This window comes from Clostridium amazonense (assembly GCF_056431285.1).
The window spans coordinates 845,631-861,709 of the sequence record NZ_JBWKMH010000033.1; the positions used below are offsets into that span (position 1 = coordinate 845,631).

Annotated in this window: 11 protein-coding genes; 3 read left to right on the forward strand and 8 right to left on the reverse strand. The window is 28.1% G+C overall.

The features are described from left to right. The first annotated feature begins 344 nt into the window (after positions 1-344). The 3 genes from AC07E4_RS18770 (at position 345) to hslO (ending at position 2,447) form a co-directional block, all read left to right on the forward strand. Positions 345-587: an alpha/beta-type small acid-soluble spore protein gene (locus AC07E4_RS18770; protein ID WP_040330171.1), complete on the forward strand. Its 243-nt coding sequence runs from the start codon at positions 345-347 to the stop codon at positions 585-587. Positions 588-775: 188 nt separating this feature from the next. After that, entirely contained in the window at positions 776-1,513 is a 738-nt protein-coding gene (locus tag AC07E4_RS18775; RefSeq protein ID WP_430829910.1) for a class I SAM-dependent DNA methyltransferase, read from the forward strand. A 46-nt stretch (positions 1,514-1,559) separates the two neighbouring features. Beyond that, positions 1,560-2,447 carry an Hsp33 family molecular chaperone HslO gene (gene hslO / locus AC07E4_RS18780; protein WP_478217176.1) on the forward strand — a complete coding sequence of 296 codons (888 nt, stop codon included), beginning with the start codon at positions 1,560-1,562 and terminating at the stop codon, positions 2,445-2,447. A 32-nt stretch (positions 2,448-2,479) separates the two neighbouring features. On the opposite strand, the gene AC07E4_RS18785 is transcribed toward hslO, so the two are convergent. From AC07E4_RS18785 to AC07E4_RS18820, 8 genes are all read right to left on the reverse strand, one after another. Next, on the reverse strand, positions 2,480-4,162 hold the full coding sequence (locus AC07E4_RS18785) for a peptide ABC transporter substrate-binding protein (protein ID WP_430829908.1): 1,683 nt from the start codon (positions 4,160-4,162) through the stop codon (positions 2,480-2,482). Positions 4,163-4,579: 417 nt separating this feature from the next. Then, a complete protein-coding gene (locus tag AC07E4_RS18790; protein WP_478217177.1) occupies positions 4,580-6,328 on the reverse strand; it encodes a peptide ABC transporter substrate-binding protein in 1,749 nt (582 codons plus the stop codon). Between the two features lie 1,288 nt (positions 6,329-7,616). Continuing rightward, a complete protein-coding gene (locus AC07E4_RS18795; RefSeq protein WP_478217178.1) occupies positions 7,617-9,371 on the reverse strand; it encodes a peptide ABC transporter substrate-binding protein in 1,755 nt (584 codons plus the stop codon). Positions 9,372-9,852: 481 nt separating this feature from the next. Further along, entirely contained in the window at positions 9,853-11,553 is a 1,701-nt protein-coding gene (locus AC07E4_RS18800; protein WP_430829905.1) for a peptide ABC transporter substrate-binding protein, read from the reverse strand. A 540-nt stretch (positions 11,554-12,093) separates the two neighbouring features. After that, entirely contained in the window at positions 12,094-13,083 is a 990-nt protein-coding gene (locus tag AC07E4_RS18805) for an ABC transporter ATP-binding protein (RefSeq protein WP_051540472.1), read from the reverse strand. Then, a complete protein-coding gene (locus AC07E4_RS18810; RefSeq protein ID WP_040330164.1) occupies positions 13,083-14,126 on the reverse strand; it encodes an ABC transporter ATP-binding protein in 1,044 nt (347 codons plus the stop codon). The genes AC07E4_RS18805 and AC07E4_RS18810 overlap by 1 nt, the downstream gene beginning before the upstream one ends. Positions 14,127-14,142: 16 nt before the next feature. Next, complete coding sequence (locus tag AC07E4_RS18815; RefSeq protein ID WP_040330163.1) at positions 14,143-15,087, reverse strand: ABC transporter permease; 945 nt, start codon at positions 15,085-15,087, stop codon at positions 14,143-14,145. Between the two features lie 12 nt (positions 15,088-15,099). Then, positions 15,100-16,035 (reverse strand): ABC transporter permease, encoded by a 936-nt coding sequence (locus AC07E4_RS18820; RefSeq protein WP_430829904.1) that lies wholly within the window; start codon positions 16,033-16,035, stop codon positions 15,100-15,102. Positions 16,036-16,079: the final 44 nt, after the last annotated feature.

Consider the following 16,079-nt stretch of genomic DNA (forward strand, 5'->3'; position numbering starts at 1 on the left):
TTTAATTGTCAACATGATTTTTTATCCCTATTTCAAATTATTCTTACTATGCTTTATTTTAAACTTTTTTGCTCTTAAATACTTTGTTTTTTACATTCACTATTCAATATCAATTATCCTTTTTTCATTAAAAAAATCTAAATTAAAATTCTCAACTGAAACATGAATAACTTAGAGTGTAAATTTAGATTTCTACATTAAATTTCAAAACCACTTCCAATGATATACTTTTAGACTTACTCCCCTACTATGAAATATATAAAAAAATCAATATAAAAAACCTTCACTATGAATAAAAAAACATTTAAAGCACAAAATATTTAATATGAATAGGAGGGGTACACTTGGGAAAAACACCATTAAAAAAAGTTATTAAAGCAAAACTTAAAAGCAATAGAGAATTAACACCTTACGAAAAACTACGTGAACAAATGAAGTATGAAATTGCTGAAGAAATAGGATTAATAGATAAAGTTAATAAATATGGCTGGAGTAGCCTCACAACTGAAGAAACTGGTAGAATAGGTGGACTTATGACTAAAAAGAAAAAGCTTATGAAACTTCCAAAAAACGATGATATACTTTAAAAATACCATTTGAATACACTGTAAACATATAAAATCTTGGACAAATAAATTTAAAAGCTTTAATATAATATAATAAACTCTTAAATATTGACTAATATTTATTTTTTATTAAAATATTTAATGATATTATTAATAGTATTATTCGCTTTATATAAATTTGATAATATTACTAAGGAAGGGGGATTTTTTTGAGTTGTTATGAGAACTTCGCTAGTATTTATGATGAACTAATATATGATGATGTTAATTATAAAGACTGGGCTTTAAAAATATTAAACATCTGCGACAATCTAAACATCGATAGAAAGAACTACTTAGATTTGGCCTGTGGAACAGGAAATTTAACAATAGAACTTGCACCATACTTTTTAAATACTTATGCCGTAGATTTATCTCAAGAAATGCTTTCTATTGCAGAAGAAAAATTAAGGCAAAAAAATATTCGTTCAAAGGTATTTTGCCAAAACATATGTAGTCTTAATATAAAAAATCAGTTTAATTTAATAACTTGTGCGCTAGATTCAACCAACTATATAATTGATGAAGATGATTTAAAAAATTATTTTATTGGTGTGTATAAACTTTTAAAAGATGATGGCGTATTCATTTTTGATATGAATTCATACAATAAACTTGCTAATATATTAGGAAATAATACATTTAACTATGATAGTGAAGATGTTACCTACATATGGGAAAATTATTTAGACAACGATATCGTAAATATGTATCTTACTTTTTTCGTAAAAAACGGACAAGTATACAATCGCTTTGATGAAGAGCATACAGAAAAAGCATATACCGAAGATACAATCATATCTATTCTAAAAGAAATAGGTTTTACTATATATAACATTGTAGATTGCTACAACAACACTCCATATACAAAAGAAAGCGAAAGAATAACTTATATAGTAAGAAAATAAACCTATTTACTTTTATATTTTTTTATTTATAATAGGAGGATTCAAAATGGACAAATTAGTTAGAGCAACAGCTAATAATGGTGATATTAGAATAATAGCTGCAATTACTACTGAAATGGTAGAAAAAGCCTCTAAAATTCATAACTGTTCACCAACAGCTTCAGCTGCTCTTGGTAGAATGTTAACTGCTGGTAGTTTAATGGGAGCTATGCTAAAATCAGAAAACGATAGCTTAACATTACAAATTGATGGTGGTGGAGATGCTAAAGGCATTACTGTAACAACTCATTCCGATGGAAATATAAAGGGTTATATAGGCAATCCTAATGTAGACCTTCCATTAAATGCTAAGGGTAAATTAGACGTAGGTGGAGCAATCGGTAAAAATGGCTATTTAAAAATCATAAGAGATATGGGACTAAAAGACCCTTATGTTGGTCAAACTCCTATATGTACTGGAGAAATTGGAGATGATTTAGCTTACTATTTTACTGTTTCTGAACAAACACCTTCTGCCGTAGCTGTAGGTGTGTTAGTAGATAAAGATTTAAGTATAAAAGCTGCTGGTGGTTTTATAATACAAATGATGCCTGATGCTTCTGAGTTTTTAGCTGATATACTTACTTATAGATTACAAGAAATACCACCTATTACAACTATGATAAACGAAGGTAAATCTATTGAAGATATTTTAAATGCACTTTTCGATGACATGGATTTAAAGATTTACGAAGAAAATACAGAAGTAAATTTTAAATGCGATTGTTCTAGAGAAAGAGTAGAAAAAGTACTTCTAAGCATTGGAGAAAAAGATTTACAAGAAATTTATGATGATGGAAAAACTGAAGAAATTCACTGTCATTTTTGTAATACTAAATATGAATTTACTAAAGATGACATAGGTAAATTATTAAAAGAAGCTAAATCGTCCTAAAAAAGACTTGGATAAACTCCAAGTCTCTTTTATTATTCTTTGTAAACATATTTAAAATCCATGTTTCCCCACATAGGTTTCATAAACCCTTTTATATTTTTACGTATATAAGTGCTTTTCTTACTCCATATCAATGGACTTATTACACCATCTTCTTCTATTAATATTTTTTCTGCTTGTTTAAATAGTTCTGTTCTTTCATCTTCATTAATACTTCTATTAGCATTTTTTATTAATTCATCATACTTTGCATTAGACCACCCCGTTGGAACTATACCTGATGTAGATACCCAAATATCAAAAAATGTACTTGGATCATCATAATCCCCAGTCCAACTTTGACAAGCCATTTGATATTTCATTTCTCTCGTCCTTTGTTGAAAAATACTCCAATCAACATATTCAACTTCTATATTTACTCCTAAAGTTTTTTCAATAATATTTTTTTCATGTTCCGCATATTGCTTAGTTCTTTCACTACCTTCTGCTTGCAAATATTTGAATGTATGATTAGATGTTGTCTCATCTAACCCGAGTTGTTTTAATCCTATTTCTAACAATTCTTTAGGATCTCCATAACTATTTTTTAAATTTTCAACAGGAAAATAATTAACTTTATCTCTATAATCATTTAATATAACTTTCACACCAGGAGGACACCAACCTGTAGCAGGTTTACCCAAATTATTAGACATTTCTTTAGGCATTTGTTCTCTTCCTGATGCAATTATAAATGCTTTCCTTATATTTTCATTCTTAAAGTATTTATCATGTTGATTAAATAGAGTATAACTAGTAGAACCTTCATATCTTTCCTTTTTTATAAACTCTTCATTTTCATCTAGGCTATTTCTAGATGTATTATTATAAATTTCACCTATATCTATACTTCCATCTAAAAATGCATTAAGTTTATCATTCTCATTTTCAAAATGTTTCATTGTTATCTTATCAATTTTAACTGATTCTTTATCCCAATAGTTTTCATTTTTCACAAGTTCAATAGTAGAATTTCTAACCCACTTAGATATTACAAAAGGTCCTGTATATACCATATTATTTGCATTACTACCATACATATCCCCTTCTTTCTCTACTATATCTTTTCTCTGAGGATTCATACTTCTAAAATATGTTAATTTTAAAAAATAAGCTGTTGGTTGCTCTAAAGTAAATTGTAATTCATTTTCACTTATTTTTTTTATCCCTAAATCTTCGGCTCTTGCTTGTCCAGAATTAAATTGTTCTGCATTTTTTATAGGAAATAATAAAAAGGCATAATCTGATGATATTTCAGGTGATAACATTCTTGTTATACCATATATATAATCTTCAGGTATTACTTTTTTTCCATCACTCCACATCATATCTCTTAACTTAAAAGTCCAAACCTTACCACCTTCTGAAACATTCCAAGATTCTGCTCCAGCTGCTTTTATCTCATCATTTCCATTTTCATCAACTTCAATTCTTGTAAGCCCTTCCATCACATTGGTTAATACATCTGATGAGTACGTATCTATAGTTTTTGCTTGATCTAACGTTCTAGGTTCTGCTTCTATCATTACATTGATATTGCTTTTATGTTTTTCTTTTTCATCACCTTGATTTTCTTTAATATTTTTAGGTTGTTTTGTTGAACAAGCACTAAGTACCATAGATGCCATGACTAAACTAATTATAATTTTTAACATTTTTTTCATCTTCATAATCATTAAAACTTCTCCTTGAATAATATATAAGGCTTTCAATTTTTCTAATTTAAACTAGCCCTATTCAATCTTGAAACTATTTTTCAAATGTTTCAAGCTTACGAGTATCCAAATTTTAAAATTGATAATTATAAATATCAACCTGGAACCCTATAATAATCAGCATTTAAACTTTTTGTTAAATATCTTTAAATGCTAATTATTTGTATGTATTTTATAAAACTTAGTGTTAAACTCAACTTGAATCATAAAATAATATGTATTTCTACTTTTTTAAATTTACTACTTATATTAATTATATATTAATTCTATGTTAATATTCAACGTTATCACCTATTTTGTAATTTATTTTTCCTTATTTTTTTAAATAAAAAGATTATGACAAACATAATGTTCATCATAATCTTTTTTAATAATTTTTTATTTTTCCCTACCTGAAGTATAAGTGTGTTTGAAATCTCTTTGTGACCAAGTTGGTTTTGAATATTTATTAACATATTTTCTTACATAAGTGTTAGTTCTACCAAATGTCATAGGCGAAATTACTGCATCTTTAACTAATAATATTTCTTCAGCTTGTTCAAATATTTTTAATCTTTCTTTTTGGTCTATTGTGCTAGCAGCTTTATCCAATAACTTATCATATTCTTCATTTTTCCAAGCTGTTCTTTGCATAGTAGAATCGGATTTAAATATCTCGAAAAATGTATTAGGATCATTATAGTCGCCATGCCATCCAGCAAAAACCATATCATAGTCCAAATTATCCATCAATTTTTGGAATATAGCAAATTTTTGCAAATCAACTTTTACATCTATTCCTAATTCTTTCATTAAATTAGCTTGCATATATTCTGCACTTTCTTTTGATCTTGCTCCACCACCATCTTGTGCCAATAATTTTATGGTAACTTTAGATGGATCTGGATCTTCTTTTATTTCTTTTAATCCTTCTACCAATAAATCTTTTGGAGCTTTTCCTTCATTTTCTTTCTTTAATTCTTCAATATAATCCTTTTTTACAACCTCTCTATATTCATCTTCACCAATATTAACTCTAGGTGGACAGCATGCTGTAGCTACCTCTGGTATGCCTCTATCTACAGTTTTAACATATCCTTCTCTATCTAATGCTAGTGATATTGCTTTTCTTATTTTAGCATTTTTAAAATATTTATTTTGTTGATTAAATGCCATATACCAATTTCCACCATCAAAATCATTTTTTACGTTATACTCACCAGTAGCCTCAAACTTTTCAACCCATTCAGGTTTGGTTACTCCAAGAGTATCAAGATTTCCATTTAAAGCTTCATTCATTCTAGAACTTTCTTCTTGTATTATTTTCATAGTTACTTTATCTAATTTTACAGCATCTTTGTCCCAATATTCTGGATTTTTCTCAAGAACTAATTCATTATCATGTTTCCAATCACTTATAATAAATGGTCCATTGTATATAAGGTTATCCTTATCAGTACCATATTTATCTCCATATTTTTCAACTATATCTTTTCTTTGTGGTACTAAAGTTTTAAAATATGTCAAATCTAAGAAATATGAACATGGCGCAGCTAGTTCAATTTCTAGAGTGTGATCATCGATTTTCTTTAGCCCTAAATCTTCTGCTTTTGCTTTACCTTTATTAAATTCTTGTCCATTTTTAATGTAGTATAATATTTGTGCGTATTGTGAAGCAGTTTTAGGATCTAACGTTCTAGTAAAGCTATATATAAAATCATCTACTGTAACTGGTTTACCATCACTCCAATTGGAATCTCTTAAAGTAAATGTCCACTTTAATCCATCTTCAGATTGTTTCCACTCTTTTGCAACTCCTTCTGATACAACTAGTTTTCCAGTTTCATCTTCTTCAAGCCTTGTCAATGTTTCCATTGTATTTGTAAAAATTTCAGATGATATTGTATCTGAAGCCTTAGATGGATCCACTGTTTTAGGCTCTGCACCTAACAAAGTATTAATATACTGCTCTTTATCAAGCTTAGCTTCTTTATTATCCCCATCTTTATCTTTATCTTTATCTTCTTGTGCACTAGCATCCTTTTTATTATTGTCTTTTTTATTGTCTGTTCCTCCACATCCAACTAAAATACTTGAAGTCATCATTGTCACTGCTAACAATGAAGCCATTAATTTTCTGCTTTTCAAAATAAATCAACCCCCTTAAATAATAAATGTAATTTTTTTAAGTTTATTCCAATTTATCCTTGGATATAAGAATAACCCTTTCATTGTTTAAAATCAATAATTTACCATGTTAATTTTAATTGTACTTTTTACACTTTCTTAATATTTAAGTTATATATTTTTTTATGTTTTGTATAGCTATTTTAAGTATATATCATAATATTCCATGAAATTTTTATATATAAATGTACTTTATGTTAATTTTTACTATTATTTTCATATTTTTTTAATATAATTTCAATGTTTCTAAATGAATTTCTATATCTATAAATTACTTTAGAATCATCACTATGATTAAATACATTTTTATTTCTATAATACTATATTTATTAATCATCCCTTTAAAATATTCCTAATATTTGTTTTATAATGTTACAAATTCAAGTTCAAAGTAATATCTTCAGTAACAGATACTATATCTTTTAATTACATATATAAATTTAGGTACAATAAATTTATAACTTTAATACCTTGACATGTTGTTATTAGAAATTTGAATTTTGAAAATAAAATTGTTAATCATAAGATTTGTATCCCTTAAAAATTAGACAAAACTCTTTGATATAAAGTTAGTAATTTGTTAACACAAACAAAAATAATTTTATAAAAAAAATAAAATCATTACAAAATTACTTTTTAAATTCACTTTATAATAACCTTATTTATATTTGTATAATTCTAATCTAAATTTTTAATTTATAAATTTACATTTAATATTTATTATTTTCTCTTTCTGAAATGTAAATGCTATTAAAATCTCTATATAATCATATTAAATTTTAATATTTCCCCCTCCTATTCTTTTAATATAAAATGTAATTTAAACACTTTAAAGAATTTATTAATATTATTGTAATGACCTTTCTTTTTAACAAAACCATTCATTTTACATTATATTAGCTTATTATATCTTTATTAATTTAACCCTAGTTTTCTTAATTCATCTTAAATATACTAACCGTTAATATACTAACCGTTTTCTTGTTGTAATAATATTATTGCAACTTAAAATACGACAACGTCTTTATGCAATTTTTTCACCTTAAAATTCCTTTTTCTATAATTCTAGAAAATAATTTTTCTTTTTTTCTAATCATAGATATAAGCTTTTTAGAACCACTAGTTGAACTAATGCCATTCAATATACCAAAAGACTATTGATATCTTTATTTTATCAATAGTCTTTTATATTTTTATTAATTTACTAATTATAGTTTATAATTTTATTTCTTATTAAAATTTATATAAACTACTCACGTCCTGATGTATATGCAGTTGAGAAATCTGCTGATCCAAATACCTTAGGCATATAATTTTTAACATATTTACGAATATATGTGTTTCTATTTGTCCAATACTCTGGTGATACTACTGCTTCATCATAAACTAATATTTTTTCAGCTTCTGCAATTTTCTTAGTTCTTTCTTCTGGATTATCTGTAATATTATTTGCTTCTAATATTAATTTATCATATTCTTTATTTCCAGGCCATCCTGTATGAATTATATCATTGCCAGTCATAAATAAATCAAAAAATGTATTTACATCATCATAATCTCCACCCCATAATAAAGATGCAAGCTCGTAATCTCTTTCCTTAGTTCTTGTTTGGAATGTTGCCCATTCACAATATTCAACATTTATATTTACACCTAATACATTTTTATAATTTTGTTGGTAATATTCTCCAATCTCTTTAAATCTAGCTGATGTTCCAGGAGTTAATAATTTAAATGTATGTTTAGATGGGTCTGGATCTTCATTAATTTCTTTCAATCCTTCTTGTAGTAATTTTTTTGGGTCTGAATTTTCTTTTGTTAATTTTTCCATAGCTCCTTCGCCTGCTAATTCTCTAAACTCTTTTCCATCCGCTATAGAAACTTTAGGAGGACACCATGCAGTAGCTGGTTCATTAATTCCATGATGCAAAATCTTACATACTCCTTCTCTATCTACTGCAATTGAAAATGCCTTTCTTATTTTTGCATTTTTAAAGTATTTATTATCTTGATTAAACATAGTATAAGCTACTGATCCTGATGGTCCCTTAAGCAACTCATAATCGCCTGTTTTATCTAATTTATCAATCCATTCTGGTTTATCAACTCCACTCATATCTAGATTGCCATTATAAAGCTCTGTCATTCTTGAATTTTCATCTTTTATTATTTTCATATTTACTTTTTCTAATTTTACATTTTCAGCATTCCAATAATCAGGATTCTTTTCTAATATAATTTTATTATCATGTGACCATTCTTTTAAAAGAAATGGACCACAACAAATCATTTTATCTGCATCTGTTCCATATTTATCTCCTAATTTTTCAATAAAATCTTTTCTTTGTGGTTGAAAAACTTTAAATGAAGTTAATTTTAAGAAATATGGACATTTTTTTTCTAGCTTAATCTCTAATGTATTATCATCAAGTGCCTTAACCCCTACATCTTCAGCCTTTGCCTTTTGCTCAAAATATGCTTCTCCATTTTTTATAGGATACAATAAAAATGCATAGCTTGATGCAGTTTTGGCATCTAAAGTCCTTTTTATGCCATATTCAAAATCTTGAGCTTTTACTTTTTCTCCATCCTGCCACTTCATATCTCTTAACTTAAATGTCCAAGTAAGTCCATCTTCTGAAACCTTCCAACTTTCTGCCGCACCTGGTTCATTTTTTTCTTCTCCATATTTTTCAGATTTAACTCTTGTCAATGCTTCATTAACGTTAGTTAATACATCAGATGAATATAAATCTGTAGATTTTGATTGATCTAAAGTTTTAGGCTCTACTTCAACAACATTTAAGTATTGTTCTTTATCCATTTTATCTTCTTTTGCACTATCTTTATTTTTTTCATCTGATTTTTCTTTATCTTCTTTCTTTTCTTCTTTCTTACTATTTTCATTTTTATTGTTGTCTTTTTTGTTTCCACATCCAACTGCTAGTATTGATGTAGCCATTGTAATAGTTAATAGCGCAGCCATTAATTTTCTGCTTTTCAAATAAATCAACCCCTTATTTGTTTTTGTAATATTCTTGATTTTTAAAATCTCCTTGTATATAAAATACATCTTTTGAATAATTTTATCAATGTTTTCCATTGTTAACTTTAATTGTATAATTAATTCTTTATTAATATATTCCATAATATGTAATGTAATAATTTTATTTATTACTTTACTTTTTTAACTTTTTCTTAATTTAAGGTTTATATATTAATTTTATTTTATATTTTTTATACTTTTTTTATATTTTTAATATTTTATTGTTTGTTTTAATTTACATGTTATTAATATTTTTATACACTCTTCAACTTTAAATTAATAAATATAGTCAACGTCTCTGAAATTCAAATACCACTTTTTTATAAATTATAATTTCATTTATTATAATTCCAACGACTTAATTATTAATAATATAAAAGGCTACAAAATAATTATTTTGTAGCCTTTTATGTTATTAATAATTTCAATATTTTATTAGTTATTTATTTCTTCCTGAAATGTACATTCCTTTAAAATCAACTGTTCCAAATATCTTTGGTGTGTAATTTTTAACATAATTTCTTACATATGTGTTTTTAAATCTCCATACACCTGGTGATATTACTGTTTCATCTAATAAAATCTTTTCAGCTTCTAAGAACTTTTTAGCTCTTTCTTCTGGATTATCTGTTATATTATTAGCTTCTTCTATCAAATTATCATATTTTTCGCTTTTCCAACCACTTGGAACAATTCCTGCATTTGATAAGAACATATCAAAGAATGTATTTGGATCATTATAATCTCCTGTCCACGCTTGAGATGCTATTTGATAATCCATTTGATCAGTTCTAGATTGGAATATTGCCCACTCACAATACTCTGGTTGTATATTTACACCTAAAACATTTTTATAATTTTGTTGAGAAAACTCTGCAAATTCTTTTGATCTTGCATCTGTTCCAGATTGAAGATATTTTATATTATGTTTTGATGGGTCTGGATCTAATCCTTCTTCTTTTAATCCTTCTATTAGTAATGCCTTCGGATCTGGATTTTTTTCTTTAATACTAGATATTAAATCATCTCCTACAATCTTCCTAAACTCACTATCTCCTACTGCAACTTGCGGTGGACACCATGCCATTGCCGGTTCAGCTAATCCTCTAAATAACGTGTCCACACTGCCTTGCCTATCTTCTGCAAGCATAAATGCTTGTCTTATTTTTTGGTTTTTAAAATACTTATCATTTTGATTAAAATATGTGTATGTTGCAGAGCCATCATATCCCTTAATAACTTTATATTCTCCTGTTTCATCCAGCTTTTTAATCCATTCTTGTTTACTAACCCCAGCCATATCTAAAGCTCCATTATAAAGTTCATTCATTCTTGATGATTCTTCTTTTATTATTCTCATTGTAACCTTATCAAGTTTTACATTTTCCTTATCCCAATAATCTTCATTTTTCTCTAATTCTAACTTATTATTATGAGACCATTCTGCTAGCTTATATGGTCCACAATAAATCATTTTATCTGCTTCACTTCCATATCTTTCTCCACATTCTTCTACGAATTTTTGATTTTGAGGATGCATAACTTTAAAATAAGTTAGTTTTAGAAAGTATGGACATGGTTTTTCTAATGTAATTTTTAAAGTATTTTCATCTACAGCCTTAACTCCAACTTCATCTAAAGAAACTTTCTTACTATTTGCTGCTTCTGCATTTTTTATTGGAAATAATAGAAACGCATATTGTGATCCTGTTTCAGCATTTATTGTCCTTTTTATTCCATATTCATAATCTCCTGCTGTAACCTTATCTCCATTAGACCATTTCATATCTCTAATTTTAAAAGTCCATGTTAATCCATCTTCTGATGTCTCCCAACTTTCAGCACCTGCTGCTTCAATAGATGTATTACCTTGTTCATCAGCTTCCAATCTAGTTAACCCTTCACTTATATTAGTTAATATTTGTGAAGAATACGAATCTGTAGATTTAGATTGATCTATTGTCTTAGGCTCTTGATCTAATATAGTATTTAAATGTTGATCTTTATCCATACTCTTATCTGACGATGCAGATTCTGAATTTCCATCATTACTATTATTTTTTTCACCACATCCTACTAATCCAATAGACGTTACTAAAGATAAAACAATTAATGATGATAATATTTTTTTACTTTTCATAATAATCCCCCTTAAAATCTATTAATTTTAAATTCAAATTTGTAGAATATTGTAACTTGATTAGACTATTTTCTTTTAATTTAAACAATATTCAACATTTCTTTTATCTATTTTTTATATTTTTATTATTCTATTTTATGTATATAGATTAAACTGATTTCTATTCTTCTTCAAGTTAACTTTTTATGAATATTGAAATAGTTTCATAAAAAATATTTTATATTTTTAAATTTTCTGTCTTTTTTTAAATGTTTTTGTCGCGTTTTGAAGTATTTTTTAATTTTAATTTAATTTTTAATAAAAAATAACTTTCTTTAATTCATTTTTTATTAATATCTTTTCATTACAATTTTGCACAAACATAAATTGTTTATACTCACTTTATTATTCTAATAATATTTAGATACAGAACAAACCTCTAATAGCTCATTTTTTTAATATAGAAAGACAACTTCTAAAATTTCTATTCTCTAATAAACAAAAATACAAATAAAAAAACACACTGAAATTATTAATAATTTCAGTGTGTTTTTTATCATTCTAAACTAAATGGCATGCAACAAAATGCAATGGCTCAACTTCTTTAAATTTCGGAGTCTTTTCACTACATATTGGTTTAGCATATCTACATCTTCCAGCAAATCTACATCCTGGTTTAGGATTTATAGGACTTGGAACTTCACCTTCTAATTGAATCCTATTCTTACTTCTTACTGCTTCTGGATCTGGAATAGGAATTGCAGAAAGTAATGCCTGAGTATATGGATGTAATGGTTTATCATACAAATCATGACTAGATGCAAGTTCTACCATAGATCCAAGATACATAACTCCTACTCTATCAGATATATGCTTAACCATTGACAAATCATGAGCTATAAATAAATATGTTAATCCTAACTCATTTTGCAATTTTATAAGTAAATTAACTACTTGAGCTTGTATTGATACATCTAGAGCTGAAATAGGTTCATCACAAACTATAAAATCTGGCTCTATAGCAAGTGCTCTAGCTATACCAATTCTTTGTCTTTGTCCACCTGAGAACTCATGTGGAAATCTTGACGCATGTTCTTTATTAAGTCCAACTAATTTTAATAATTCAAATATTTTATTTGTTCTCTCTTGACCACTATACAATCCATGAACATCAATACCTTCACCAATTATATCTCCAACAGTCATTCTTGGATTTAATGAAGCATATGGATCTTGGAATATTATTTGAGCTCTTCTAGTAAAATCTTTTTTCTCTTTTTTATTAAATTTACTTATATCATGACCATCAAATAATATTTCTCCATCAGTAGCTCCATAAAGTCCCATTACAGTTCTTCCACAAGTTGTTTTCCCACAGCCTGATTCTCCAACAAGTCCTAAAGTTTCCCCTTTATATATATCAAATGAAACATCATCGACAGCTTTTAGTACAGCATTTTTTCCAACAACAAAATATTTTTTTAAATTTTTAACCTTTATCAACACTTCTTTTTCTTGTGCCTTAGGTTTTACAATTTTTTGTTCTGCCATTACATTTCACCTCTCTTCAATATTTCAGGTACCTCAACTTTTGGAGCCATAGGATGTTTAAGCCAACAAGATACTTCTTGTGTATCACTCAACACTGTAACTTCTGGCATTGCTTCTTTACATATTTCCATACAATATTCACATCTAGCTGCAAATGGACAACCTACTGGTGGTTTTATTAAATCGGGAGGTGTACCATGCAATGAATAAAGCACATCTTTGTTTTTAGTTCCCAGTCTTGGAACTGATTGTAAAAGCGCCCAAGTATATGGATGTTGTGGATTGTAGAATATTTCATCTACTGTTCCTCTTTCAATTATTTGTCCTGCATACATAACTTGAATTCTATCTGCAACGTCTGCAACAACTCCCAAATCATGTGTTACCAATATAACAGCAGTGCCTAATTTTTCTTGTAATTCACCAATCAATTCCATAATTTGTGCTTGAATTGTAACATCTAGTGCAGTTGTAGGTTCATCAGCTATTAATATCTTAGGATTACAAGCAAGTGCAATAGCTATCATAGCTCTTTGTCTCATACCACCTGAAAATTCATGTGGATATTGACGTGCTCTTTTATCTGCATTAGGAATATTAACAAGCTCCAACATTTTAACTGCTTCTGCCATAGCTTCACTTTTATTCATGCCTCTATGAATAATTAAACTTTCAGCTATTTGCTTACCAACTATCATAGTTGGATTTAAAGATGTCATAGGATCTTGGAATATCATTGAAATATCTGAACCTCTTAGTTCTCTAAGTTCCTTTTCATTCATATCCAATACATTTTTTCCATCAAACATTATTTGTGAACCTTCTTTTATTTCTGCTGGCATAGGTTCTGGTAATAATCTCATTATAGCTTTTGATGTTACTGTCTTTCCACATCCTGACTCACCAACAACAGCTAAAGTTTCTCCTTTATTTAAATGAAAAGTTGTCCCTCTTACTGATTGAACTTCGCCAGCATAAGTATGGAACGAAACTCTTAAGTCTTTGATATCTAATATTCTTTCTGTTTTTCCTCTTTTTTCCATTACTGTCCCCCCCTTATTACTGACGTAGTTTCGGATCTAGAGCATCTCTAAGTCCATCTCCAAGAAGTTGGAATGATAAAACCGTAAGCGAAATCGCAAGTGCTGGGAATAATAGCTGCTCTGGATAGAATATCAAGTTTTGTTGTGCTGCTGATGATAAAGCTCCCCAACTTGTGTTTGGTGATTGTACACCTAATCCAATATAACTTAAGAATGCTTCTGAGAAAATAAGACCTGGAACATCAAAAGTTATAGCAACAATCATAACGCCTATAGTATTTGGTATTAAATGTCTTGCTATTATTCTTGATGAACTAGCACCAAGAGCTTTAGCTGCAAGCACATATTCTTGTTCTTTTATTTGTAGTAATTGTCCTCTTACAAGTCTAGCCATACCAGTCCAACCTGTAATTGTCATAGCAACTATCAATGGCATTAATGAACTATTACTTTTATCACTTTTAAAATAGAAAGAAATAAGAATTACTATTATTAAATATGGAATACTAGCTAATATTTCTACTATTCTCATCATTATATCATCTACAAGACCACCCTTAAATCCAGATACACCTCCATAGATAGCACCAATAACTGTATCAATTATTGCTCCAACAATACCTATAAATATAGATATTCTTCCACCTTTCCAAACTCTTCCAAATGTATCTCTACCCAATTGATCAGTTCCAAACCAATATTTAGAACTTGGGCCTTGATTTATTAAATCATTATTTGTAATTTCAAAACTCACACCAGATATAGCCTTTCCTAATGCTGGTCCTATGGCAACCATTATAACCATAAAAATTAATATACAAAGTGAAAATATTGCAACTTTATTTTGTTTTAATCTTCTCCATGCATCTTGCCAATAAGTTATACTCGGTCTCAAAATTTCATTAGACTTACTCTCATCACAACCAATAATTTTAAACTTCTCTTTTGATAATTCAGCCATGCACTATCCCCCCTATCTACTTCCTTTAGATACTCTTATTCTTGGATCAACTAATCCATATACTATATCAACTACAAATAATGATACTATAAGCAATGTTGATATAAACATTGTTTGTCCCATAACCATAGGATAATCTCTATCATTTATAGCTGAAACTAAATATTGTCCAAGTCCAGGTATTGCAAATATAGTTTCAATAACAAATCCTCCTACGAAAATCATAGCCAATTGAGGTCCTAAAATTGTTATTGCTGGTAATATTGCATTTCTGATAATATGTTTCCATATTAAACTTAATTTAGAAACACCTTTAGCCTTAGCTGTAATTACATAGTCTTGTCCTATGACATCCAAACAATTTGCCCTCATATATCTTGCATAAGTAGCAATTCCTCCAAACGCTGCTGCTATACTAGGCAATACTGTATGTTTAAATGTTCCCCATCCTGTAGTTGGAAACCATCTAAGGTGTACAGTAAATCCTAATTGTAATAAAGATGCTACAACAAATCCTGGAACTGAAATTCCTAGTATCGCTATGAACATAACTAAATAGTCTGGCCATTTCCCCCTATTAAATGCTGCCACAATTCCCAATATAATTCCTATGGTAAATCCAAGAGCAACTGCTTGTATACCTATTCTTGCTGAAATAGGTGCATGTTCTCCTATAGTTTTAGCTATATCTCTTCCTGGATAAGCTAATGATTCACCCAAGCTACGATGTACTATTAAATTTTCAAGGAATTTTTGATATTGAACAATAACTGGCTTATTTAATCCATGTTGTTCATAATAGTTTGCTTTTATTTGTGGCGGTAAATTTCTAGCCATTGCAGCTAGTGGATCTCCAGGTATAGTATGAATTAACATAAACGTAATCGTAATTGCAATAAAAAGTGTTACAATCATATACCCGAATCTTTTTAAAATAAATTTTAACATCACATCATCCCTCCATTTAATATAAAGTTATTGCAACGAACTAA